This window comes from Sphingobium yanoikuyae, from assembly GCF_013001025.1.
In the GTDB taxonomy this organism is placed as follows: domain Bacteria; phylum Pseudomonadota; class Alphaproteobacteria; order Sphingomonadales; family Sphingomonadaceae; genus Sphingobium; species Sphingobium yanoikuyae_A.
In genome coordinates this window covers 3,925,940-3,949,059 of record NZ_CP053021.1, presented here as the reverse complement: position 1 = coordinate 3,949,059, position 23,120 = coordinate 3,925,940, and the positions used below count along the sequence as shown (strand labels likewise).

19 protein-coding genes and 1 pseudogene are annotated in these 23,120 nt (G+C 67.1%); 7 read left to right on the top strand and 13 right to left on the bottom strand.

Annotated elements, in window-relative coordinates:
- Positions 1-3: 3 nt before the first annotated feature.
- The 3 genes from HH800_RS18975 to dapA are packed head-to-tail and all read right to left on the bottom strand — an operon-like array spanning position 4 to position 2,006.
- Entirely contained in the window at positions 4-597 is a 594-nt protein-coding gene (locus tag HH800_RS18975; RefSeq protein WP_136185632.1) for a DUF2062 domain-containing protein, read from the bottom strand.
- Between the two features lie 3 nt (positions 598-600).
- The gene (gene smpB, locus HH800_RS18970; RefSeq protein WP_010337314.1) at positions 601-1,083 is read right to left on the bottom strand and encodes an SsrA-binding protein SmpB; all 483 of its coding nucleotides are present in this window, start codon (positions 1,081-1,083) and stop codon (positions 601-603) included.
- 44 nt (positions 1,084-1,127) lie between these two features.
- Positions 1,128-2,006, bottom strand: a complete 879-nt coding sequence (gene dapA, locus HH800_RS18965; RefSeq protein ID WP_169863372.1) for a 4-hydroxy-tetrahydrodipicolinate synthase — start codon at positions 2,004-2,006, stop codon at positions 1,128-1,130.
- A 99-nt stretch (positions 2,007-2,105) separates the two neighbouring features.
- Here dapA and HH800_RS18960 point away from each other — a divergent pair, with 99 nt between their 5' ends.
- On the top strand, positions 2,106-4,178 hold the full coding sequence (locus tag HH800_RS18960; protein WP_169861985.1) for a lytic transglycosylase domain-containing protein: 2,073 nt from the start codon (positions 2,106-2,108) through the stop codon (positions 4,176-4,178).
- 45 nt (positions 4,179-4,223) lie between these two features.
- Positions 4,224-4,709 (top strand): transcription elongation factor GreB, encoded by a 486-nt coding sequence (greB, locus tag HH800_RS18955; protein WP_010337318.1) that lies wholly within the window; start codon positions 4,224-4,226, stop codon positions 4,707-4,709.
- Positions 4,710-4,809: 100 nt separating this feature from the next.
- Here greB and HH800_RS18950 read toward each other — a convergent pair whose 3' ends face one another.
- Entirely contained in the window at positions 4,810-5,682 is an 873-nt protein-coding gene (locus HH800_RS18950) for a LysR family transcriptional regulator (RefSeq protein ID WP_169861984.1), read from the bottom strand.
- Between the two features lie 107 nt (positions 5,683-5,789).
- Between HH800_RS18950 and bla the strand changes: the two genes are divergently transcribed.
- Both bla and HH800_RS18940 read left to right on the top strand, forming a co-directional pair.
- On the top strand, positions 5,790-6,716 hold the full coding sequence (bla, locus tag HH800_RS18945) for a subclass B3 metallo-beta-lactamase (protein WP_169861983.1): 927 nt from the start codon (positions 5,790-5,792) through the stop codon (positions 6,714-6,716).
- Positions 6,717-6,776: 60 nt separating this feature from the next.
- Positions 6,777-7,598: an SDR family oxidoreductase gene (locus HH800_RS18940; protein ID WP_169861982.1), complete on the top strand. Its 822-nt coding sequence runs from the start codon at positions 6,777-6,779 to the stop codon at positions 7,596-7,598.
- A gap of 15 nt (positions 7,599-7,613) precedes the next feature.
- Here the strand turns inward: HH800_RS18940 and HH800_RS18935 are convergent, their stop codons facing one another.
- Entirely contained in the window at positions 7,614-9,224 is a 1,611-nt protein-coding gene (locus tag HH800_RS18935) for a GMC family oxidoreductase (RefSeq protein WP_169861981.1), read from the bottom strand.
- 164 nt (positions 9,225-9,388) lie between these two features.
- On the opposite strand from HH800_RS18935, the pseudogene HH800_RS18930 reads away from it, so the two are divergent.
- Positions 9,389-9,985 (top strand): annotated as a pseudogene (locus HH800_RS18930) (DJ-1/PfpI family protein); the annotation flags it as partial.
- Positions 9,986-10,000: 15 nt separating this feature from the next.
- Here the strand turns inward: HH800_RS18930 and metW are convergent.
- Together metW and metX are read right to left on the bottom strand one after the other, a co-directional pair.
- Positions 10,001-10,594 (bottom strand): methionine biosynthesis protein MetW, encoded by a 594-nt coding sequence (metW, locus tag HH800_RS18925; RefSeq protein ID WP_169861980.1) that lies wholly within the window; start codon positions 10,592-10,594, stop codon positions 10,001-10,003.
- On the bottom strand, positions 10,591-11,721 hold the full coding sequence (metX, locus tag HH800_RS18920; protein WP_037518304.1) for a homoserine O-acetyltransferase MetX: 1,131 nt from the start codon (positions 11,719-11,721) through the stop codon (positions 10,591-10,593). Before metX ends, metW begins: the two co-directional genes overlap by 4 nt.
- Positions 11,722-11,796: 75 nt before the next feature.
- Here metX and HH800_RS18915 point away from each other — a divergent pair, with 75 nt between their 5' ends.
- Entirely contained in the window at positions 11,797-12,756 is a 960-nt protein-coding gene (locus HH800_RS18915; protein WP_169861979.1) for a 2-hydroxyacid dehydrogenase, read from the top strand.
- A 264-nt stretch (positions 12,757-13,020) separates the two neighbouring features.
- On the opposite strand, the gene HH800_RS18910 is transcribed toward HH800_RS18915, so the two are convergent.
- The 3 genes from HH800_RS18910 to HH800_RS18900 are packed head-to-tail and all read right to left on the bottom strand — an operon-like array spanning position 13,021 to position 18,897.
- Complete coding sequence (locus tag HH800_RS18910) at positions 13,021-16,593, bottom strand: error-prone DNA polymerase (RefSeq protein ID WP_169861978.1); 3,573 nt, start codon at positions 16,591-16,593, stop codon at positions 13,021-13,023.
- Positions 16,590-18,170: a Y-family DNA polymerase gene (locus HH800_RS18905; protein WP_169861977.1), complete on the bottom strand. Its 1,581-nt coding sequence runs from the start codon at positions 18,168-18,170 to the stop codon at positions 16,590-16,592. Before HH800_RS18905 ends, HH800_RS18910 begins: the two co-directional genes overlap by 4 nt.
- Positions 18,079-18,897, bottom strand: coding sequence for an ImuA family protein (locus HH800_RS18900; RefSeq protein WP_169861976.1), 819 nt, complete (start codon positions 18,895-18,897; stop codon positions 18,079-18,081). Before HH800_RS18900 ends, HH800_RS18905 begins: the two co-directional genes overlap by 92 nt.
- A gap of 90 nt (positions 18,898-18,987) precedes the next feature.
- Between HH800_RS18900 and HH800_RS18895 the strand changes: the two genes are divergently transcribed.
- A complete protein-coding gene (locus HH800_RS18895) occupies positions 18,988-19,740 on the top strand; it encodes an isocitrate lyase/PEP mutase family protein (RefSeq protein ID WP_169861975.1) in 753 nt (250 codons plus the stop codon).
- 107 nt (positions 19,741-19,847) lie between these two features.
- Here HH800_RS18895 and HH800_RS18890 read toward each other — a convergent pair whose 3' ends face one another.
- The 3 genes from HH800_RS18890 to HH800_RS18880 all read right to left on the bottom strand — a co-directional run bounded on the left by HH800_RS18890 (position 19,848) and on the right by HH800_RS18880 (position 23,107).
- On the bottom strand, positions 19,848-21,485 hold the full coding sequence (locus tag HH800_RS18890) for an alpha-N-arabinofuranosidase (RefSeq protein WP_169861974.1): 1,638 nt from the start codon (positions 21,483-21,485) through the stop codon (positions 19,848-19,850).
- A gap of 56 nt (positions 21,486-21,541) precedes the next feature.
- Positions 21,542-22,348, bottom strand: a complete 807-nt coding sequence (locus HH800_RS18885; protein WP_169861973.1) for a transglutaminase-like domain-containing protein — start codon at positions 22,346-22,348, stop codon at positions 21,542-21,544.
- A gap of 63 nt (positions 22,349-22,411) precedes the next feature.
- Positions 22,412-23,107 (bottom strand): hypothetical protein, encoded by a 696-nt coding sequence (locus tag HH800_RS18880; protein WP_026109532.1) that lies wholly within the window; start codon positions 23,105-23,107, stop codon positions 22,412-22,414.
- Positions 23,108-23,120: the final 13 nt, after the last annotated feature.

Here is a 23,120-nt window from a genome sequence, read left to right as displayed (position 1 = left end):
GGATCAGACCCGGGCGATCTCTTCCAATGCGCTGCTTTCGGTGCGCTTGCCAATCCTCAATTTGCGCGCCTGCCACTTGCGCCCCATGCGGCGGCGCCAGAACCAGTCGGCGCCGACATAGCCGACCACCGCGCTGGCGAGCGAGATGAGGAAGAGGCCGAGCAGCATGGCCGGGGCGGCTTCGGAAAAGAGCCAGGCGCACCATTGGCCGATCGAGGCATGGCCATCGACCAGTGCCATGAAGCCGGAGGCGTCAGCGCTGCGGCCGAGCATCCAGTTGCCGAGCCATACCGACGCCATCAGGATCAGCGGCGTGGTGGCCGGGTTGGACAGGAAGGTCATCGCCGCCGCCACCGGGATATTGGCGCGGAAGGGCAGGGCGAAGATAGCAGCGCCGGCGATCTGGACGCCGGGGATCAGCAGGAAGATGCCGACGAACAGGCCGAGCGCGACGCCGCGCGGTACCGACCGACGGGTGAAGCGCCACAGCGAAGGTTCCAGCACGCGATGGGCGACGGGGGCAAGGACGCGGCTCTTCTCCAGCGATTCACGGGTCGGCGCGTTGGCGTGCCACCAGCGGGAGAAGCGATTGTCCATGGATCAGCTATGTGCCTTCATGATGCGCTGCTGATCGCGCTTCCAGTCACGTTCCTTGATCGTGTCGCGCTTGTCGTGATTCTGCTTGCCCTTGGCCAGCGCCAGTTCGACCTTGGCCCGGCCCTGGCTGTTGAAATAGACCATCAGCGGCACCAGCGTCATGCCCTTGCGCGACACCGCGCTGTGCATCTTCTCGATCTCACGCTCGTGCAGCAGCAGCTTGCGCACCCGCTTGGGCTCGTGATTTTCGCGGTTGCCATGGCTATATTCGGGGATGTTGCTGTTCACCAGGAAGACCTGGTTCCCCTTCACCTCGGCATAGCTTTCGGCGATATTGCCCTCGCCGCCGCGCAGGGCCTTCACCTCGGTGCCCTGCAGCGCGATGCCGGCTTCGAACACGTCCTCGATGAAATAATCGAAACGGGCGCGCCGGTTCTCGGCGACGATCTTCTTCTTGTCGAAGGTTGCGGGGCGGGGGCGGGCCATATTCTGCTACTTAACTCAATTCATCATATAGGGACGCCGGCGCGTCAAACCAGACCGGCGATCTCCAGCGCGCGATCGACCGCGGCGCGGCTCGATTCCGACGGCCAGGTAATCGGCAGCCGAAGCTCGCCGGGCATGTCGGGCCGCACGCGGGTAAGCGCATATTTGACAGGGCCGGGTGAAGAATCGCTGAACAGGGCATCATGCAGGGGATAGAGACGATCCTGCAGCGCCAGGGCACCATCCCAATCCTGCGCGGCGCAGGCCGCCTGGAAATCGGCGATCAGGCGCGGGGCGACATTGGCGGTGACCGAAATACAGCCCCGGCCGCCCATCGCGTTGAAGCCGAGTGCGGTTTCGTCATTCCCCGAAAGCTGGCAGAAGTCCGGGCCGCAGGCGAGGCGCTGCGCGGTGACCCGCCCCAGATTCCCGGTGGCGTCCTTCACCCCGACGATCGACTGATATTCCTGGCTCAGCCGGTGCATCACCGGCACGCCGATGTCGGTGATGGTGCGGGTGGGGACGTTGTAGAGGACGATCGGCAGATCGCAGCGCTGCGCCAGATAGGCGAAATGCTGGTAGACGCCTTCCTGATTCGGCTTGTTGTAATAGGGCGCGACGACCAGCGCCGCGTCGGCACCGGCGGCCTGCGCCGCATACATATGTTCCAGCGCGATGCGGGTGTCGTTCGATCCGCAGCCGGCGATTACCGGCACGCGGCCGGCCGCCTGGTCGACGCAGATGGCGATGACGCGATTATGCTCCTCGACCGTCATGGTCGCGCTTTCGCCGGTGGTGCCGCAGGGGACCAGCGCGCTCGACCCTTCCTCGATCTGCCAGTCGACCAGGGCGCGGAAGGCGGCCTCATCCACCGCTCCGTCGCGGAAAGTGGTCACCAGGGCTGGAATCGACCCGGAAAACATCATTAAACTCCTTCAATTCTCCGGGCGACCGGGGCATGATCGGGCAAGCGGCGCGCTATAGCGCGTCATTCAGGGCCTGATAAGGATGCAATAGCGATTATGTCCAGCATGCCGAAGCCCGGAACTGTCGAAAGTTACCTGATCCGCATGCCTGTCATTGCTTTATTGCTCGCAACCGCCGGTGCCGGCGCCCAGACCGAAACCCCCACCGTCTATGCCCAGGCGATGGTGCAGCCCCTGCCGGGCCAGCCGGGCTCGACTCAGCCCAGCGCCTGGAACCAGGCGGCGAGCCGCGTCGGCATGCCGTCCGATCCCTCGATCGCCGGCACTATCAGCCAGTGGCGCGCCTTGCAGCAGAGCGATGGTCTCGGCTTTTCCACCTATGCCAGCTTCATCATGGCCAATCCCGGCTGGCCGGGCGAGGACCGGATGCGGCGGCTGGCCGAGACCGGGATCAATCCCGACAGCTTTGATCCGCGCCAGGTGATCGTCTTCTTCGCCCGCTTCCCGGCGCGCACCGCGACCGGCCATGCCCGCAATGCTGTGGCGCTGATGCAGGCCGGGCGGATGGACGAGGCGCGGGTTGCCGCGCGTACCGCCTGGATCACCGGCACGCTGAGTCCGATTGACGAGGCGCGGCTGCTGTCGCTGTTCGGATCGGGCTTTACCGTGGCCGACCATGATCAGCGGGCCGACATACTGCTGTGGAGCAATGACACGATCGGCGCGATGCGGATGCTGGCCTATGTCAGCCCGGCGCGGCGGGCGATCTATGATGCGCGCATCGCCTTTCGCCAGAAGTCGCCGGACGCCGCGATCAAGATGCAGACGGCCGAGCCGGCCGGTGGGGCGAGCGATGCAGGCTTCATCGCCGACAAGGCGACCTGGCTGCTCAACAGCGGCAACTGGATCGCCGGGCGGCAATATCTGGCCAATCGCCAGCCGCTGACCTTCCGCCCCGGCAATGCCGAAAAATGGTATGAGACGCTGCTGACCCAAGCACGGTCGTCGGCGAACGACAGCCAGTGGAGCTTTGCCTATGGCATCGCCAGCCAACTGGACGATGCCTATGCGCCGGGCACGGATGTGTCGACCCGGCCGATCGGCGAGCGCGACGATTATACCAGCCTTGCCTGGCTGGCGGGCACCACCGCCTTCTACAATCTCAACCGGCCGACCGATGCGGTGGCGATGTTCCGCCGCTATGCCACTGGCGGCAAGTCGCCCCAGGTCCAGGCCAAGGGCTATTATTGGGCCGGGCGCGCGGCGCTGCAGGCGGGCGATGCCGCCAGCGCCAACAGCTATTTCAACCAGTCGGCACAATTCCCCGATCAATATTATGGCCAGCTGGCGCTGGAGCGGCTGGGCCGGCCGGTGCCGCCGCCGCCTGAACGGGCGGTGTCGATTTCGGCCGCCGAACGCAGCGAGTTCAACAACCGGTCGGTGGTGCGCGCCGCCAGGGCGTTGGGCCAGATGGGCTATTGGGAGGACCAGAGCAAATTCGTCCGCGCCATCGCCAACGGCGCGGACAGCGATGGCGATCATTTCCTGGCTGCCGAGCTGGCGCAGAATCTGGGTCGCCCCGACATGGGCGTGATGGTCGGTCGTCGCGCCGTATCCAACGGCCTGACCGGCTATGGCGCCAGCGCCTTTCCGCGCGTACCGGTGCCGCCGACGGCGCAATATAACTGGACCATGGTCCATGCGATCGCGCGACAGGAAAGCCAGTTCGACAAGCAGATCGTCAGCCATGCCGGCGCGCGCGGCCTTATGCAGCTGATGCCCGGTACGGCGCGCGAGCAGGCGGGCAAGCTGGGCCTGAGCTATGACGCCGGCTCGCTCAATGATCCCAGCTACAACATCATGCTGGGGTCGGGCTATTTCCAGCGCATGCTGGATTATTATGGCGGCAGCTATCCGCTGGCGGTCGCCGCCTATAATGCCGGGCCGGGCAATGTGAATCGCTGGGTCAAGGCCAATGGTGACCCGCGCCTGCCGGGTGCCGACATGCTGCGCTGGATCGAGCAGATCCCGATCTTCGAGACGCGCAACTATGTCCAACGGGTGCTGGAAAATGCTGTCGTCTATGAGGCGATGAACCCGGAGCGGGCCAAGTTCAAGGGCAGCAATGCGGTGCTCAGCCGCTATCTGGGCAAGCAGACGCCGGGCTGATCTTTCCGGTTTGCGCGTCGGCCAAGGCTGTGGATAAGGGGCGGCATGAGCGGTCCCTATCCCAATTATATCAGCCCCGAGGGCTTTGCGAAGCTGCGCGCCGAATATGACCATCTGCTCGGCGTCGAGCGGCCGCGCATCGTCGAGGTGGTGAGCTGGGCCGCGGGCAATGGCGACCGGAGCGAAAATGGCGACTATCTTTATGGTCGCAAGCGGATGCGCGAGATTGACGGGCAGCTGAAGCGCCTGTCGAAGAAGATGAAGGACGCCAAGGTCGTCGACCCGCGCCAGCAGCCCGACAAGGGCCGGGTCTATTTCGGCGCGACCGTCACCATCGCCGACGAGGATGACAATCATCGCACCGTGACGATCGTCGGCAATGACGAGACCGATGTGGACGCCGGCCGGATCGGTTGGGGATCACCGATCGCCCGTGCGCTGCGCGGGGCGGCCATCGGCGACCTGCGCCGGGTGCATCTGCCCGCCGGCGAAAAGGAATATGAGGTGATGGCGATCAGCTATCCGCAATAGGATTTCGATCGCTTAACTTCCCATATTTCCCGCACATTTCGACATAGAATTTCCAATCCCCGTAACATCCTTGCGCCGGCCGCCCCCATTATAGGGGCGATCAGCCCTGTAGGACAGCATCCGCCAGCCAGGCGCGGAAGGCGGCCATGGCGGGGCTGTCGGGGCGGGACAGCAGGCGGGTAAGCCAATAGCCGCCGACATCGACGCTCTCCGGAAAAGGCTGGACCAGCCGCCCGGCCTGCAGATCGGCGGCGAACATCGCGACCGGGGCGAGGGCGACGCCAAGGCCGGCCCGTGCCGCCTCCACCATCAGCAGCGAGGTGTCGAACATCGGCCCGCGCAGCGGCGGGCAGGGCGCACCGGCGGTGGCGAACCAGCGCGGCCATTCGTCGGCACGATAGGAGCGCAGCAGCGGCTCGCGCGCGAGCGCGGCGGGATCGGCCAGGCGGGCGGCGAGGGCGGGCGTGCAGAGCGGGGCGAGCGGCGCGCGGAGGATCGGCTGGGCATGGGTGCCGTGCCAGGCGCCCTCGCCAAAGCGGATCGCCAGGTCCAGCCCTTCGCCGGCCAGGTCGACCCTATTGTTGTTGGTCATCAGCCGCAGATCGACATGGGGGCAGGCGCGGGCGAAATCGGCAAGGCGCGGCAGCAGCCAGCCGCCGGCAAAGGTGCCGACCACGCCCAGCGTCAGCACTTCATGCAGCCGCCCACCCTCGATCCGCTCCAGCGTGCCGCCGACCCGGTCGAACGCATCGGCTAGCACCGGGAGCAGCGCCAGCCCCTCATCGGTCAGAGCGAGGCCGCGCGGCAGGCGGCGGAACAGTGGTGCGCCGATCCGCGCCTCAAGCTGCGCGACCTGCTGGCTGACCGCGCCCTGGCTGACGCAGAGTTCGAGGCCGGCGCGGGTGAAGCTGAGATGCCGGGCCGCCGCCTCGAAGGCGCGCAGGGCATTGAGCGGCAATTGGGCGCGATCCATGGTCCAGGCATAAGATAAGCTAATGGCTGTGTCGAGAATTGATGCTTTGTCGCAAGCCCGTATCTCCCGCAATCTCAGCCCATCACCAAGCATGTAAGGGTAGGGCGATGCGCAACTGGATGGGCGTAGGTATCAGCATGGCTGCGATGTTTCTGGGTGGGCCGGCCTGGACGAAGGCGGCGGATGATCCGTTGCTGCGGCCGATCGCGCTCGCCTCGTCCAAACGCTGGCTGGCGCCGCAGGCACCGGTCCGGCTGCATGGCCAGACCTATCTGGTCGGGTTCGGCGGCCTCAATGTCGCGCTCATCAGGACGAGTGCCGGGCTGATCCTGATCGACGGCGCGGTGCCGCAGGCGGTGCGCGACGTGGAGGCGAACATCAAGGCGCTGGGCTTTTCGATCCGCGACGTGAAGCTGATCCTGAGCACGGAGCCGCATTTCGACCATGCCGGCGGGCTGGCCGCGCTGGCCCGCGACAGCGGCGCGACGGTGGTAGCGAGCGCGCCGGCAGCGGCCGTGCTGCGCACCGGCGGCATCGATCCGGCCGATCCGCAGGCGGCCTGGCTGGAGCGTTTTCCCGCCGTGCGCCGGCTGCGCGCGGTCAAGGATGGGGAGGAGATCCGGCTGGGCGACACGGTCATCACCGCCGTCGCGACGCCGGGCCATACGATGGGCAGCATGAGCTGGCGCTGGAAAAGCTGCGAGGGGCGGCAATGCGCGACGATGGTCTTCGGCTCCAGCCTCAATCCGATCGCGGCCGACGGCTATGCGTTTTCCGATCCGGCGCGCCGGCCGGTGGTCGAGGCCTTTCGTGCGACCTTCGCCAAGGTGGGCGTAATGGACTGCGACCTGTTGATCACCGCCCATCCCGATCCGGCCGACCCGGCCAAGCTGGCGCGCCTGCGGGCGAAGCGCGTGCCCAATGCCTTCATCGATCCGACCGCCTGCCGCCGCTATGCCGACCGTGCTGCCGGGATGCTGGACAAGAAGCTGGCGGCGGAAGGGGAAACGCGCAGTTACAGCCGGGGCCAATAGCCCCTTTCCCTGCTGGCCTTAATTTGCAACACTGTTGTCGTAAATGTAAAGGAGAGCAGGATGCAGATCGCGGGCAGAACGATATTCATCACCGGGGGCGGCGGCGGCATTGGCGCAGGGATGGCCCAGGCCTTTGCCGAGCAGGGCGGGCGCATCATCCTGGCCGATATCGACGCGGGTTTTGCCGAGGCGGAGGCGGCGAAACTGCCGGCGGGGACGGACGCGATGGCGCTCTCCCTCGACGTCACCCGGCGCGATAGCTGGGCGCAGGCCAGGGCAGCGGCGGAGGCGCGCTTCGGGCCTGTGGATATTCTCTGCAACAATGCCGGGATCGCGTCCGGTTTCGCGCCGCTGATCGACATGGACCCGGCCGATTTCGACCGGCTGGTGGCGGTCAACCTGACCGGCGTCTATAATGGCATCGCCTGTTTCGCGCGGGCGATGGTCGACCGGGGCGCGGGGCATATCGTCAACACATCGTCGATGAACGGGCTCAACCCCTTCGGCCTGTTCGCAGCCTATTCGGCGAGCAAGTTCGGCGTGCTGGGCCTGTCGGATTCGCTGCGGCAGGAACTGGCGCCCCATGGCGTCGGCGTCTCCACCCTGTTTCCCGGCCTGACCCGCAGCCGCATGTCGGAATCCGACACGGTCGGGCCGGGCGCGATGGACCCGGCGCGGCTGGCGCAGATTCGCGCCAACATGATGGAGCCGATCTGGCTGGGCCGGGCGGTGGTGCGCGCGGTCGAGCAGGACCAGCCCTATATCATCACCCATCCCGAATATCGCGACGACCTAGCCCGCCGGTTCGATACGATCCTGGCGGCGTTCGGGGAACCGGCCCAGCCGGGCTATCGCACGGGGGCGTCGGCGACCGGGCGCTGACTCAGGCGCGAAAGCTTAGGAACGGGCGGCTGCGAGAATCATCTCCGCCCCCTTTTCCGCGATCATCATGGTCGGCGCATTGGTGTTGCCGGACGTGATCATCGGCATCACCGAGGCGTCGATGACGCGCAGCCCGTCGAGGCCATGAACGCGCAGCTGCGGGTCGACCACTGCGCGCGGGCCGCTGCCCATGGCGGCGGTGCCGACCGGATGGAAGATGCTGCTGGCGATCGCGCCGATTCCTTCGAGCAGGGCGGCGTCATCCTGTCGCTCCGGGCCGGGCCGGAACTCCTGCGGCGCATAGGGGGCGAGGGCCGGCTGGCCGACGATCGCGCGGGTGACGCGCACCGCCTCGATCGCAACCTGGCGGTCCTCGGCGGCGGAGAGATAATTGGGGCGGATGGCGGGCGGGGCGAGCGGATCGGCAGACCTTATCCACACATCGCCCCGGCTGTGCGGGCGCAGGTTGCAGACGCTGGCGGTGAAGGCGGGAAAGGCGTCGAGCGCACCGCCGAACGCGGCCAGGCTCAAGGGCTGGACATGATATTCGAGATTGGCGGTGGCATGGCGCGGGTCGGATTTGACGAACATGCCAAGCTGGCTGGGCGCCATCGACAGCGGCCCGGAGCGGCTGGCCAGATAGTGCAGGCCCATCCACGCCTTGCCCAGCCATGATCCGGCCCGGCCGTTAAGGGTGGCGATGCCGCTCACCCGATAGGCGCAGCGTATCTGGAGATGATCCTGCAGATTTTCGCCGACGCCCGGCCGGTCGGCCAGCACGTCGATGCCGAGTGCGGCCAGCCGGGCGCCGTCGCCGATGCCAGATCGCTGGAGGATGGCGGGGCTGCCGATCGACCCGGCCGACAGGATGACCTCGCCCTCGGCCTGTGCGGTGCAGGCGTCGCCGTCCAGCAGGAAGCGGACGCCGGTGGCGCGGCCCTGCGCGATCGTCACCCGGTCGATCGTGGCGCCGGTGACGATGCGCAGATTGGGGCGGTTCATCGCCGGGCGCAGGAAGGCGTCGGCCGCGCTCCAGCGCCGGCCGCGCCGCTGCGTCACCTGAAAATAGCCCGACCCCAGATTGTCGCCGCCGTTGAAGTCGGCGGTTTCGGGCACGCCATATTGGCTGGCGGCCTGGCGGAAACGGTCGAGCAGATCCCAGCGCAGCCTTTGCCGCTCGACCCGTATCTCGCCGCCTGCGCCATGGGTGGCGCTCGCCCCATCCTGATGATCCTCCGCCCGCACGAAATAGGGCAGGACATCGTCCCAGCCCCAGCCGACATTGCCGGCCTGCCGCCAGCCATCATAATCGGCGGCCTGGCCGCGCATGTAGATCATGCCGTTGATCGAGCTGCTGCCGCCGATCACCCGGCCGCGCGGATAGGCGATGGCACGGGCGTCAAGGCCGGCTTCTTCTTCGGTCTTCAGGCACCAGTCGGTGCGTGGATTGCCCATGCAATAGAGATAGCCGACCGGGATCTTTATCCACAGCCAGTCGTCCTTGCCGCCGGCCTCCAGCAGCAGCACGCGATTGCGCGGATCGGCGCTCAGCCGGTTGGCCAGCACGCATCCCGCGCTGCCCGCGCCCAGGATGATATAATCCCAGCGGCCATAATCCCGGTCCATCGCCTCTCCTCTTGTGCGCGGAGCATGGCCCGGCGGGGACGGCGGCGTAAAGGGGTGGGGCGGGCGCGGTGGCGATATCTGGCCGGGCCATGGCCTGCAAACTGGCCATGGGCGCGGGCGGGCAAGGGGCTATGGCAGGCGGGTGACGGCGCAGGAGGATGGCCATGCAGATTGCGATACTGACGTTCGAGGGATTCAACGAACTGGACAGTTTCATCGCCGCCGCCATCCTCAACCGGATGAAGTCGCAGGGCTGGGCCGCCTATATCACCGCGCCGGAAGAGACGGTGACGTCGATGAACGGGGTGACGGTGCAGCGGCAGCGGCCGCTGGATTTTGCGGCGCAAGCGGACGCGGTGCTGATCGGCAGCGGCATCCGCACGCGCGAGATTGCGGCCGATGCCGCGATGCTGGGGCGGATCGCGCTCGACCCGGCACGCCAGCTGATCGGGGCGCAATGTTCGGGCACGCTGCTGCTGGCGAAGCTGGGCCTGGTCGGCGACCTGCCGGCCTGCACCGACCTGACCACCAAGCCCTGGGTGGTGGAGGCGGGGGTGCGGGTGATCGACGCGCCTTTCATTGCGCATGGCAATGTCGCGACGGCGGGCGGCTGCCTGTCGGCACCCTATCTCGCCGCCTGGATGATCGCGCGGGGCGGATCGATGGCGGATGCGGAAGCGGCGCTCCATTATGTCGCGCCGGTGGGCGAGAAGGCGGACTATGTCGCACGGGCGCGGGCGGTGATCGCGCCCTTCGTGGAACGGCCTGACGATCGGCTATCTGCGCAGCAGGAACACCGCATGTTCGGCGAACAGATTGGCGTTCGCATGGGTGGTTTCCCTGTCCCCTTTCAGGAACCACTGGCCGTCGATGGTCCAGCCGCGATCCTTCACCAGCGCGCGGAAATCATCCACCGTCACATGATGGATGTTGAGCGTGTCATACCAGGTGTCGGGCAATAGCCGCGTCACCGGCATGCGCCCGCCCCACAGCAGCGACAGGCGCCCGCGCCAATGGGCGAAATTGGGGAAGGAGACGAAGGCCTGGCGGCCGATGCGCAGCAATTCCTCCACCACCAGGTCGGGGCGCCGGGTCGTCTGCAGCGTCTGGCTGAGGATCGCATAGTCGAAACTGGTGTCAGGATAATAGCTGAGGTCGGTGTCGGCGTCGCCCTGCACCACCGATAGGCCGCGGCCGACCGCGGCGGCGACATTGGAGCCGTCAATCTCCAGCCCGCGGGCATCGACCTGGCTGGTGTCGCGCAGTGCCGCCATCAGCGCGCCGTCGCCACAGCCGACGTCCAGCACCCGCGTGCCCGGCCGAACGGTGCGGGCGATCAGCGCCAGATCGGGGCGGAGGAGATCGCTCATGCCCGGCCACCGCGCAGGAAGCCGTCGACCACGCGATTGAGTTCCGGGCTTTCGAGCAGGAAGGCATCATGGCCGAAGGGGCTGGACAGTTCGACGAAGCTGGCCTGCGCGCCCGAGGCGTTGAGGGCATGGACGATCGCGCGGGATTCGGCGGTGGGATAGAGCCAGTCGGTATCGAAGCTGACCAGGCAGAAGCGCGCCCGCGTTGCGGTGAAGGCGCGCGCCAGCGATCCGCCATGATCCTCCGCTATGTCATAATAGTCCATGGCGCGGGTGATGTAGAGATAGGAGTTGGCATCGAACCGCTCGACGAAGCTCAGCCCCTGATGGCGCAGATAGCTCTCCACCTGGAAATCCGCGTCGAAGCCGAAGGTCTTGGCGTCACGCCCCTGCAGCCGTCGCCCGAATTTCTCGGTCAGGCCCGCTTCGGAAAGATAGGTGATATGCGCCGCCATGCGGGCGACGGCGAGGCCCGCGCTCGGCACCTTGCCATCGGCATAATAGTCGCCGCCGCGCCAGAGCGGATCGGCCATGATCGCCTGACGTCCGACCTCGTGAAAGGCGATGTTCTGGGCGCTGTGCCGCGCGGTCGAGGCGATGACGACGCAGCGTTCGACCCGGTCGGGGAACAAGGTGGGCCAGGTCAGCGCCTGCATGCCGCCCATCGACCCGCCGATCACCGCCGCCAGCCGATCGACACCCAGATGGTCGAGCAGCATCGCCTGCGCCCGCACCATGTCGGCAATGGTCAGCACCGGGAAGCGCATCGCATAGGGATCGCCCAGCGCCGGGTCGATGCTGGCGGGGCCGGACGATCCCATGCAGCTGCCGATGACGTTGGAGCAGATGATGAAATGGCGCGCCGGGTCGACCGGCCGGCCTTCGCCCACCATCCGCCACCACCAGCCGGGCTTGCCGGTGACGGGGTGGTCCGATGCGACATATTGGTCGCCGGTCAGCGCGTGGCAGATCAGGATGACGTTGGATTTGTCCGCATTCATCTGCCCATAGCTTTCATAGGCGATGTCGACCGGGGACAGGCTGGCGCCGCTCGACAGCGGCAGCGGACCGGGAAGGCGGGCCTGGCGGCGCAGGCCGAAACGTGTGTCAGGGGAAACGCTGGCCATGACATCGGGCTAAGACGAGGGAAAGAGGCTGTCAATTGGCGGGGCGGGGTGGCGATCGGCCTGCGCCGTGCCTAGATGGAGGGCATGACCGATCAGACCCGTCCGACCATCGTCGCCTATGGCCCGCTCTACCCCTATCTGACCGACCAGCTGGAGCAGCGCTTCACCGTCCATAATGTGGCGGCGGACGCGGATATGTCCGCGCTGCCGGCCGAGGTGCTGGAGGCGCGCGCGCTGGTCAGCTTCGGATCGGTCGGGGCGCCCGCCGCCATTATGGACGCGCTGCCGAAGCTGGAGATGATCGGGCTATTCTCGGTCGGCTATGACAAGGTCGATATCGACCATGCGCGATCGAAAGGCATCCGCGTCACCAACACGCCCGACGTGCTGACCGACGATGTCGCCGACCTGGCCGTCGGCCTTCTCTATGCGACGGTGCGCAACATCGCGGCGAATGACCGGCTGGTGCGGTCGGGCGGCTGGGCGCGGGGCGAGAAGCCGGCGCTGGCGGGCCGGGTGACCGGCGCGACCATCGGTATATTGGGGCTGGGCCGGATCGGCCGGGCCATTGCCAGACGGCTGGAGCCGGTGGCGGGCGAGATCCTCTACCATAACCGCAAGCCGGCGGCCGACACCGCCTATCGCTATGTCGCCGACGCGATCGACTTTGCGCGCCAGAGCGATGTGATCATCGTCGCCACGTCGGGCGGGCCGGAAGCGGCCAAGCTGGTCGACGGCGCGATGTTGGACGCGCTCGGGCCGGACGGCGTCATCGTCAATATCAGCCGGGGCGGCGTGATCGACGAGACGGCGATGGTCGAGCGGCTGGCCGACCGGCGCATCGCCGGCGCGGGGCTGGATGTGTTCGCGCACGAACCGCATGTGCCCGAAGCACTGTTCGCGATGGACCATGTCGTGCTGCAACCCCATCAGGGCAGCGCCACCGTCCACACCCGCAAGGCGATGGCCGACCTGGTCGTCGCCAATCTGGACGCCTGGTTTGCAGGGGAGGCGCTGCTGACGCCGGTGGTGTAGGATGGGTGGGAAGCGGACTGTCCGAAAATCCTCCCCAAGCAAGCTTGGGGAGGAACTGGAAACGTCCGCTTCTGGTCGTTTCTTGCAAGTTCTAGCCGGCGTCATCCTGACGAAAGTCAGGATCCATTCTGCGCTATGGCGGATGGGGAGCGCTGAATGGATCCCGAATCAAGTCCGGGATGACGGAACCGGCGAGGTCCGCTTTTCTGACCGACGATCGAACAAGCCGACGATAGTGAATCGCCGCTAGCCGTCCTTGCAATCTCAATGGAAGTCGCGCGATTTGGGTAGAATGCGCACGTCGCGGGGGTGACGGGCGGCGGGGGCGGCCTGTATCGGCGGTTCGGATTGCGACAATCGGTTGAGGTCGGCGGTGCGGTCGTGGATGCGGCTGGCCATCAGATGGACGACGCCTTCCTTGCTGCGCTGCACCTCGCCCTCGACCAGCATCAGACGGCTGGCCATGACCGGGCGGCGCTGCAGCTCGAACAGACGCGCCCAGAGCAGGATATTGGTGATGCCGGTCTCATCCTCGATGGTGATGAAGACGGCATTGCCCTTGCCCGGCCGTTGGCGCACCAGCACCACGCCAGCGGTGCGGACGCGGGTGCCGTTCTTTGCCGCGCTGGTCTGGGCGCAGCTCAGCACGCCTTCGGCCGCGAACACCGGACGCAGGAACTGCATCGGATGGCCCTTGAGCGAGAGGCGGGTCACCGCATAATCGTCCATCACCTGTTCGGCGAGCGGCATGGCGGGCAGCATCGCATCCGTCTCCTCCCCCAGTTCGCGCGCAGCGCGGTCGTGCCGGCGGGCGGCGGCGAACAGGGGCAGTTCGTCCGAGGGGGTACGGCGCGCCTCCCATAGGGCGGTGCGCCGGTCCTGCCCCAACGAGCGGCAGGCATCGGCATCGGCCAGCAGCCGCAGCGCCCGCGCGGGCAGGCCGGCGCGCCGGGCCATATCCTCGATGCTGGTGAAAAGGCCGCCCTGCGCCCGCGCCGCCACCATCTGCGCCGCCCATTGTTCGCGGAAGCCATCGACCTGGCGCAGGCCAAGCCGCAGCGCCAGCGCCCGGCCGGTGCCTTCGCCCTTGTCCGCGCGACGGCTGCGCAGCAACGGTTCCAGGCCATTGTCCCAGCCGCTCATATTGACGTCGACATCATGGATGGCGACGCCATGCTCGCGCGCGTCGCGGACCAGTTGGGCCGGGGCATAGAAGCCCATCGGCTGGGAATTGAGCAGGGCGCAGGCGAAAATGGCGGGCTGGTGGCATTTGATCCAGGCCGAGACATAGACCAGCCGGGCGAAGGACAGGGCATGGCTTTCGGGAAAGCCATAGCTGCCGAACCCTTCGATCTGCTTGAAGCAGCGCGCGGCGAACTCCGCCTCATAACCGCGCGCGGTCATGCCGTTGATCATCTTCTCGCGGAAATGATGAATGGTCCCGACATTGCGGAAGGTCGCCATGGCGCGGCGCAACTGGTTGGCTTCGGATGAGGAAAAGCCGGCCGCGACGATGGCCAGCTTCATCGCCTGTTCCTGGAACAGGGGGACACCATAAGTGTCCTTGAGCAATTTTCTAAGCTCGTCTGGCGGGCCGAAATTTGGGTCGGGACGAGGATAATCTATGGTTTCTTCGCCGCACCGCCGTCGCAGATAGGGATGCACCATATCACCCTCGATCGGTCCCGGTCGCACGATCGCCACTTGAACTGTTAAATCATAAAGATTGAGGGGCTTGAGACGCGGCAACATGTTGATCTGTGCTCGGCTCTCGACCTGGAAGACACCGATACTGTCGCCCTTGCAGAGCATGTCATAGACGGCCGGATCCCTGGATTGCAGATCGACGGTCAGGTCGTGGCGACCCAGCCCATGCTGGTTCATCAGCGCATAGGCCCGGCGAATACAACTGAGCATCCCTAGCGCCAGCACATCGACCTTCATCAGGTTCAGCGCGTCGATATCATCCTTGTCCCATTCGATGAAACTGCGGTCGGCCATGGCCGCATTATGGATCGGCACGGTCTCGTCCAGCCGATCCTGAGTGAGGACGAAACCGCCGACATGCTGGGACAGATGACGGGGGAAAGGCGTCTTGATCAATTGCTGGACCAGGGTGCGCAACCGCTGGATTTCGCCATTGTCGAGGGCAAAGCCGGCATCCACGAAGCGGGCATCGCCAAGATCGCCCGAATAGCTGCCCCACACGGTCGCCGACAGGCGCATCACCACATCTTCGCTGAGGCCCAGCACCTTGGCGACTTCGCGCAGCGCGCTGCGCGAACGATAATGGATGACGGTCGCCGCGATGCCGGCACGGGCCCGGCCATAGCGGCGATAGATATACTGCATCACCTCTTCGCGCCGCTCATGCTCGAAATCGACGTCGATATCGGGCGGCTCGTTGCGCTCCTCCGACACGAAGCGGGAAAAGAGCAGATCATGCTCCATCGGGTCGATCGATGTGACCCCGAGCAGGAAGCAGACGATGGAATTGGCGGCCGATCCGCGTCCCTGGCACAGGATTGGCGGCTTCTGCGCGCGGGCGAAGCGCACCAGGTCATGCACGGTCAGGAAATAATATGCATAGTTCTGGCGTCGGATCAGGCGCAATTCCTGACCGATGAGAGCGCGCACCTTGGGCGGAAGCTGGCGGCCATAGCGCCGCCGGGCGCGCCGTCGCACCATATCCTCCAGCCAGGCGTCCGGCGACCAGCCCGCCGGCACCGGCTCGTGCGGATATTCATAGGCGAGGTCCTTCAGCGTAAAGTCGATCCCGTCGATGAAGCGGATCGTCTCGGCCAAGGCATCGGGGCAGACGGCAAACAGCCGGGCCATCTCCGTCGGCGATTTCATGTGCCGTTCGGCATTGGGCTGCAATCGGGTGTCTGCCGTCTTGAGCGTTACTCCTTCACGGATACAGGTCAGCACGTCCTGGAGGGGACGAGTGCCGGACGTCGCATAGAGAATATCGTTGGTCGCGATCAGTGGGATCCCGATGTCGCGTGATACCGCCTGCATCATCGCCACATGCCGGGCGTCCCGCCCCTGATAGCGCATCGATAGCCCCAGCCAGACGCGGCCGGGCACCCTGTCTTGCAATCGCCGCGCGGCCTCCTGCCAACTGGGCGGCGAGGCTGGCGGGACCAGCCGTAAATGCCGGGATGGCACAGGGACAGCCTCATCCTCGAACGCATAATCGGGCGGCGCGTCATGTTCCTGCTGCGCCTGCGCCGTGGACAAAGGCAGGATGATCATGCGCCAGTCGTCGAGATAATCGAGCAGGTCGGCAAAATGCAGGATGCAGTCGCCCTTGATCGCCTTGATATTGCCCTTGGTCAGCAATCGGGTCAGCTTCCCCCAGCCTTGCCGCGACGCGGGATAGACGATGATGTCGGGAGTGCCATCGACAAAGACCAGTCGGGCACCGACAATCAGGCGCAGGTCGGTTTCGCAGCCTGCTTCCTCTTCGGGCGTCAGGCTTTCGGGTTCGCCCCGCGCCTTCTTGTCCTCCAGCAGCTTGGCGCGCGCCTTTTCCGGCGCATCACGTAGCGCGACATGGGCGCGGACCACCCCGGCGACGCTATTGCGATCGGCAAGGCCGATGGCCTTGAGGCCCAGGGCAATCGCTTCCCCCACCAGATCGGCGGGATGGGATGCGCCATGGAGTAAGCTGTAATTGCTGATCGAGACCAGTTCGGCGAAGGGGGGCTCGGCCGGTGCCGGGCGCGGCGGGGCGGGTTTCGTTTTTTCTCGGGCTGCCTCGATCGCGTTCAATTCGCGCCGGTCGATCGATCGGGGTTTGGCGGGATCGGGCGGCGGGCGCCGGCCGCTCATGCGAACAGGCCGTGGATATACCAGCCGGGATGGACCGTCTCCGCGCCATAAAGGCCGTGGCGGAAGATCCAGTAGCGGCGGCCGCGCGCATCCTCGACCCGGTAATAGTCGCGGGTGCGGCCGGTGCTTTCGCCCTCGATCGCGCCGTCCCTGGCCTGCCACCATTGCGGCGCGATCCGTTCCGGCCCCTCGAACCGGGTGACTTCATGCAGGGTGCGGCGCCAACGGAAACGGTGGGGCGGGCCGTCGGGCACTTCCGCCACGACATCGATCGGCTGGGGCGGATCGAACAGATGGAGCGGGCGCATCGGCGGGTCGCCGGGTTCGCCGACCGGCGCCCAGCCTTCGGGCGCGCGATGCTCGACCGCCGGCAGCGCCAACTGCGCCTGTTCGGGAATATGGCTGTCGCGTGGTTCCAGCCGCTGGATGCGGGCGCGCCCGGCGCGGATCGACAGGCGATCGACCAGCGCCTCCACGCCCTCGCTCTTGCGCGCCTCGCCCCCTTCGAGCGCGAGCTGGGTCGGTGCCATCGGATCGGCGCGCGGCACGGTGAGGCGCAGCATGTCGAAGCCGAAACCGGGATCGAGCGGGTCGGACAGGCTGTCGATCCGTTCCTGGAACAGCCGCATGATCGCCGGCGCGTCGCGGATCGGCAGGCTGGTTTCGACCCGGATCGGGAAGGCGAGGCCGTCGCTACGGAAGAAGACTGCTTCGAACCGGCGGCCGCCCTGGCCGCGCTCGGCCAGTTGTTCGCCGGCTTCCGCCGCCATCTCCGCCACGACCTTGATCGCGTGGGCGCTGCTGCCCATCGGTTCGGCAAAACGCCGCTCGACCCGGATTGCCGGGCGCGGGCGGCGCGGGGCCAGCGGGCGGTGGCCCAGACCCAATAGTGCATGGAGCGCATCCACAGCCTCCTCGCCGAAGCGGGCGGCGAGCGCGGCGGCCGGGCGTGCGGCAAGATCGCCGACGGTGCGCAGTCCCGCCCGGCGGAGCGCCACTGCGCTCTCCGCCTCCAGCTCCAGCGCCTCGACCGGCAGCCGGCGCACCGCCGCATCCTCGTCCGGCGCGGGGGCGGCAGGGAAACGGGCGAGCGCATGGGCGGCCTCGGGCGATGCGGCGATGGCGTGGCGCACGCGCATGCCATGCCGTTCCAGCCGGTCGGTCGCGGCCTGCGCCAGTTCCGCCTCGCCATCCCACAAATGACCGCATCCGCTGATGTCGAGCATCAGGCCATGGCCGGAATCGAGCGCGGCATTGGGGGTGTAGCGGGCGCAACCGTCGCACAGGCGCTCCAGCCAATCCTGGTCGCCATGGGGATCGGCCTCGAACACGCGCAACTCTGGCTCGCGGGCGCGCGCATCGGCCAGCGTCATGCCGGGGGTGAGGCCCGCGGCCAGCGCATCGGCATCCAGCGTCGCGAGCCGCATCGCGCCGCGGACATTTTCCACCACCACCGCGGGCGCATCGCCCTGCGCGGCCCAGAGGTCAGGCCGCGCGATCCGCAGCCGATCGATCGGCAGGAAGGGAAACCAGAGCGCCAGATAGCGGCGCGCCGTCCTGCTGTCCGTCCTGTCCATGCTCATGGCATTCATGCCGTCCGTCTCCAAAAGCCCCTTTCTCGCCATCCCATATCAGCCGCCAGGCCAGCCCGTCCGGCCCCGCCCGTCGCCGCAGCAGGCTGAGGGCGAAGGCGCTGTGCCCCGGCGCATTGCCGGGCAGCGGATCGGATGGGGCGGCCGCCACCTGCCAGCGGGTTTCCGCCGCGCTGGGCACCGGATCGCCGCCAACCCGCAGCAGGAAGGCGGTGACGCCCGATTGTTCGGCCGCCAGCGCCAATCGCCGGCTGGCAGTGAGGTCGAGCAGCGGGGCGCGCCCGCGCAATTCGATCAGCAGCGCGCCGAGTGCGGGGCAGCGCAGCCCCTCCACCGCCGCGCGCAGCAGCATTGCGTCATCGGCCATCAGCCCGATCAGCAGCCGGGCCGGATCCAGCCCCAGCGCGGCGAGACCGGGGCCATAGGGCGATCCGCCGACCTTGGCCGATGCGGTAGTGCGCAGCCAGAGCAGCGGCGCGTCATCCGCCGCCAGCCGGGCGAGGATCAGCGCCAGGCCAGCCGCCGCCCCTTCCTCCTCCGCCGCGCCGAACAGTTCATGCACCCGCCCGCGCAGGAGGCCGCCGTCGAGCGCCGCGTCCAGCCCGGCATGGCCGGTCGCAAGCCGGGCACAGCCGACCGTCGGCGCTGGCGTCCGGTCCAGCGCCGCGATATGCCGCTTCAGCGCGGCGAGACTTTTGATCGACTCGCTCATTGCATTTGTTCCTGATATGTTCTTATTTCACTTTATTGGCTGCCCGAGTCAATCCGCTTGCCAATCCAGAGGACAAAGAAGGATTTCCTGATGACCGACACCGCCCGCAAACGCGCCGATTTCCGTACCCTGCACCAGGATGGTTTCTTCCTGCTGCCCAATGCGTGGGACGCGGGCAGCGCGGTGCGGCTGGCGAAGAAGGGCTTTCGCGCAATCGCGTCGACCAGTGCCGGCGCGGCCTGGGCGGCGGGTAAGGATGATGGCGAACTGGGCCGCGACGCGGTGCTGGCGCATCTGGAGATGCTGGTCGCGGCGACCGACCTGCCGGTCAACGCGGATTTCGAAAATGGCTTTGCCGATGCGCCCGAGGATGTCGCCGTCAATGTGACGCTGGCGGCGCAGACCGGCATCGCGGCCCTGTCGATCGAGGACTGGTCGGGCAGCGCGCTCTATGACCTGCCGCTGGCGGTGGAGCGGATCGCGGCCGCGCGCGAAGCGATCGACCGGGTCGATCCGGCGCTGATGCTGGTCGGACGCAGCGAGAATTTCCGCGTGCCCGGCATGGCGCCGAGCGAGAGCATCGCCCGCGCCGTCGCCTATGCAGAAGCTGGCGCGGACTGCCTGTTCGTGCCTTTCCTGCTGGACCATGGCGCGGTCGCCGAACTGGTGGCGGCGGTCGCGCCCAGGCCGGTCAATGTCGTCATCCATGACTATGACGCGGCCGGCATCGCCGCGCTGGCGGCGCTGGGCGTGCGCCGTTGCAGCATCGGCGCCAGCCTGGCCCAGATCAGCTGGGCGGCGTTCGACAATGCGGCCGCGCGGTTGAAGGCGGCCGAGGGGTAAGGCCTTTCACCTGGCACTCCATCCGTTCGTTTCGAGCCAAGTCGAGAAACGGGAAGCGCTGGTGTCTCCGCTTCTCGACACGCTCGAAGCCAACGGATGTGGGGGGCTTACTCCACTGTCACCAATGTCACCGACTTGGACGGCAGGGTCAGCGCCACCTGGCCCTGCGCCAGCCGCGCCGGCAGCGGGCCGGGCACGAAGGGATCGGCGCCCTCGAAGCGGATGCGGGTGTCGATGGTCGCGGCGGTCAGCGTCCGGGCGCTGGCCTTGCGCCATGCGCCTCCTTTCAGGTCGATGCGCACCGGCCGGGCGGCGGCGGGGTCGAGATTGACGATACTGAGGTGCAGCGCGCCCGCCGCATCCTTCGACGCCGACACGCTGAGTCCCGGCAGCCGCACCGCGCCCGCGACATAGTCGGGCGCCTGCACATCGACCGGGATCATCGTCGCATTCTGATGGACCTTGTAGAGGTCGAACACATGCCAGGTCGGCGTCACCACCATCTTGGCGCCCTGCGTCAGCACCAGCGACTGGATGACGTTCACCATCTGCGCGACATTGGCCATGCGCACCCGGTCGGCATGATTATTGAAGATGTTGAGGCTCATCCCCGCAATCACCGCGTCGCGCAGCGTGCTTTCGAGGTAGAGCTGCGAGGGCGCGTCCTTCTCGCTGTCGAACCAGGCGCCCCATTCATCGACCGCGATCGCCACCTGCTTCTTGGGATCATAGCGGTCCATGATCGCGGCATGGCGGCGGATCAGTTCGTCGGTCAGATGGGCGCGGGCCAGCGCCGCGGCCCATTGGTCGGTGCCAAAGCCGATATTGCGCCCCTTGTTGCGCCAGTCATTGCCGGCGAAGCTGTAGAAATGGAGCGAGAGGCCCCACATCAGCGGGCGTTCGGTATTGTAGGCGAGCGGCGTGGGATTGGGGCGCCATTTCATCGCCTGCGCCATGACCTTTTCGGTCCATTCATAATCGTCGGTATCCGCGCCCACCGCGATCAGCTTTGCCCGCTCGCCCGAATAGGCGCGCAGGAAGGCGGCATAATGGCGGAAGGCGGTGGCATAGGTGTCGGCGGTCATGTTGCCGCCACAGCCCCAGCTTTCATTGCCGACGCCAATGAAGGGCACGGCCCAGGGTGCGGCATGGCCATTGGCGGCGCGTTCCTTGCCCGGCTGGCTGTCGGCCGGCGCGGTCATGTAGCGCATCCAGTCGTCCGCCTCGCGCACGCTGCCCGATCCGACATTGACCGACACGAAGGCCTTGGCGCCGATCTGGTCCAGGAAATCCATATATTCATGGGTGCCGAACGCATTGGTTTCGGCCGACTTGTCCCAGGCGGCGTTGATGCCGGCGGGGCGCTGCGCCGCCGGGCCGATGCCGTCGCGCCAATGATAGCCATCGGCAAAGCAGCCGCCCGGCCAGCGGATCACCGGTACCTTCACCTGGCGCAGCGCGGCGACCACATCGCTGCGGATGCCGCGCACATTGGGGATGGGGCTGCCTGGCCCGACCCATATGCCTTCATAGACGCCGCGGCCCAGATGCTCGACGAACTGGCCATAGATATTGGGATCGATGGTGGCGCCGGGCTTGCCGGTATCGACCGTCAGGACGGCGCTGTCGCCGGGCGCAGCCGCCGGGGCCGATGCGCCGGCAAGACCGGCGAGCAAGCCCGCCGTCGCCGCCAGCAGTGATCGCCGCGTTCGCACCCAAGCCCGTCCCGAAAGCTGCACGCCCATGCCATCCCCTTCCTCAATTTGTCTGAGTATAGGCTAGGCGGGCGGCAGGGCCGGGGTCAAGGGGCCGTAACGTCCCTGGGTTCTTCCATCCGCGTCACATGGATCGCCTGTTCGTTCATCTGGGCGCTGCCGAAGATGGTCATGAAGGCGATGTCGGTGGCGTCGCGGCCGACGGCGATGCGGACCATCCCCTCGATCGGGGCCAATCCCGTCGCGTCGACCATATGCCAGGCGTCGTCGAGCCACACTTCCACCACCGCGTGGAAATCGGGCGGGTCGAGATCGGCGGCATAGACCGACACCAGCCGGGCGGGAATGTCGCGCGCGCGGATCAGCGCGGCGGTGAGGTGCGCGAAGTCGCGGCACACGCCACGCTGGGCGACGAAAGTGTCGGCGGCGGTGGTGGTGATATCCGAACTGCCCGGCACATATTGCAGATTGTCATGCACCCAGCCGACCAGTGCCTGCACCAGCGGGCCACCGTCCAGCCCTTCGAAATGGCCGCAGACGAAGCTGACGAACCGGTCCGCCTCGCAATAGCGGCTGGGCCAGATGAAGGGCAGCACATCCTGCGGCAGGCTGGGCAGCGGCGAACGGGCGAGCGAGAAGAGATCGGGCGCGGACCGGTCTACATCGACCAGCGCCTTGTAGCGGCTGAGCATCCGCCCGGTGCCGCTGCGCGTCCAGGTGCGCCGGCCGATCGCGCTGCCGCCCATCAAATTGGTCAGCGGCCCGGCATTGTCGATGATGTGCGATTGTTCGACGATGCGCTGATCGGCCATGGCGGCGGCCTCGACGGCCATCAATACGTCGGTCGGCCCGGAAAATTCATAGTTGAGGGTCGCTTCGATCGCGAGACGCATGGCCATCCTTCAGGAGAGATTCGGCAAGATGTCATCCTGCCGATGCTGCAGGCCGCTGTCGCGCTATTCCGGCAGCTTGCCGAACGGCAGCAGCTTGCGCGCCTGGGCGGCGGCGGCCTTGCCATTGCCGGCGCGCAGGGCGGGCAGGATGGCGGCGGCATTGCGCTTCATCAACTGGTCGAGCGGGGCGGGGGCAGGGGCATTGGCCGCCCGTTCGGCCAGCGCCAGTGCGCCGGCGACATCATTATGATCGGCGCGGATGCGCATCAATGCCGCCAGGCCCGAATAGAAGGCGCGGTTGCCGCCCAGCGCGACCGCCTTGCCCAGAGCGGCCTCCCCCACCTGCTCCTTGGCGCCCAGCACGGTGCGGGCGATGAAGCTGCCAAGCTGGTCGATCGCGTCGAGATGCCAGCCGGCGATCACCATCTGTGCCTCGGCATCGCGCGGATTGCGCGCGGCCAGCGCCTCGAATGCGGAAAGCGAGCTGCGCGCATCGGCTCGGCTGCGGGTCAGCTTGGCGCGATAGCCGATCGCGACCGCGCGTTGCAGCACCGCCTCATGATCATTGGGGGCGGTCATCAATATGCGGTCGGCGGCGCTGATGGCCTGGCCGATGAGGCTCAGCGCCCGCGCCTTGTCGCTGGTCTGGAAGGCCGCCGCAGTCAGCAGCTCGCGCGGGGTTTCCGCCAGCGCGGCCGGCGCTGCGGAGAGGGCGACGGCACAGATCAGCGGGCGGCAGAGCGACGGGGCGAAGGGCACATATTCTCCTGTT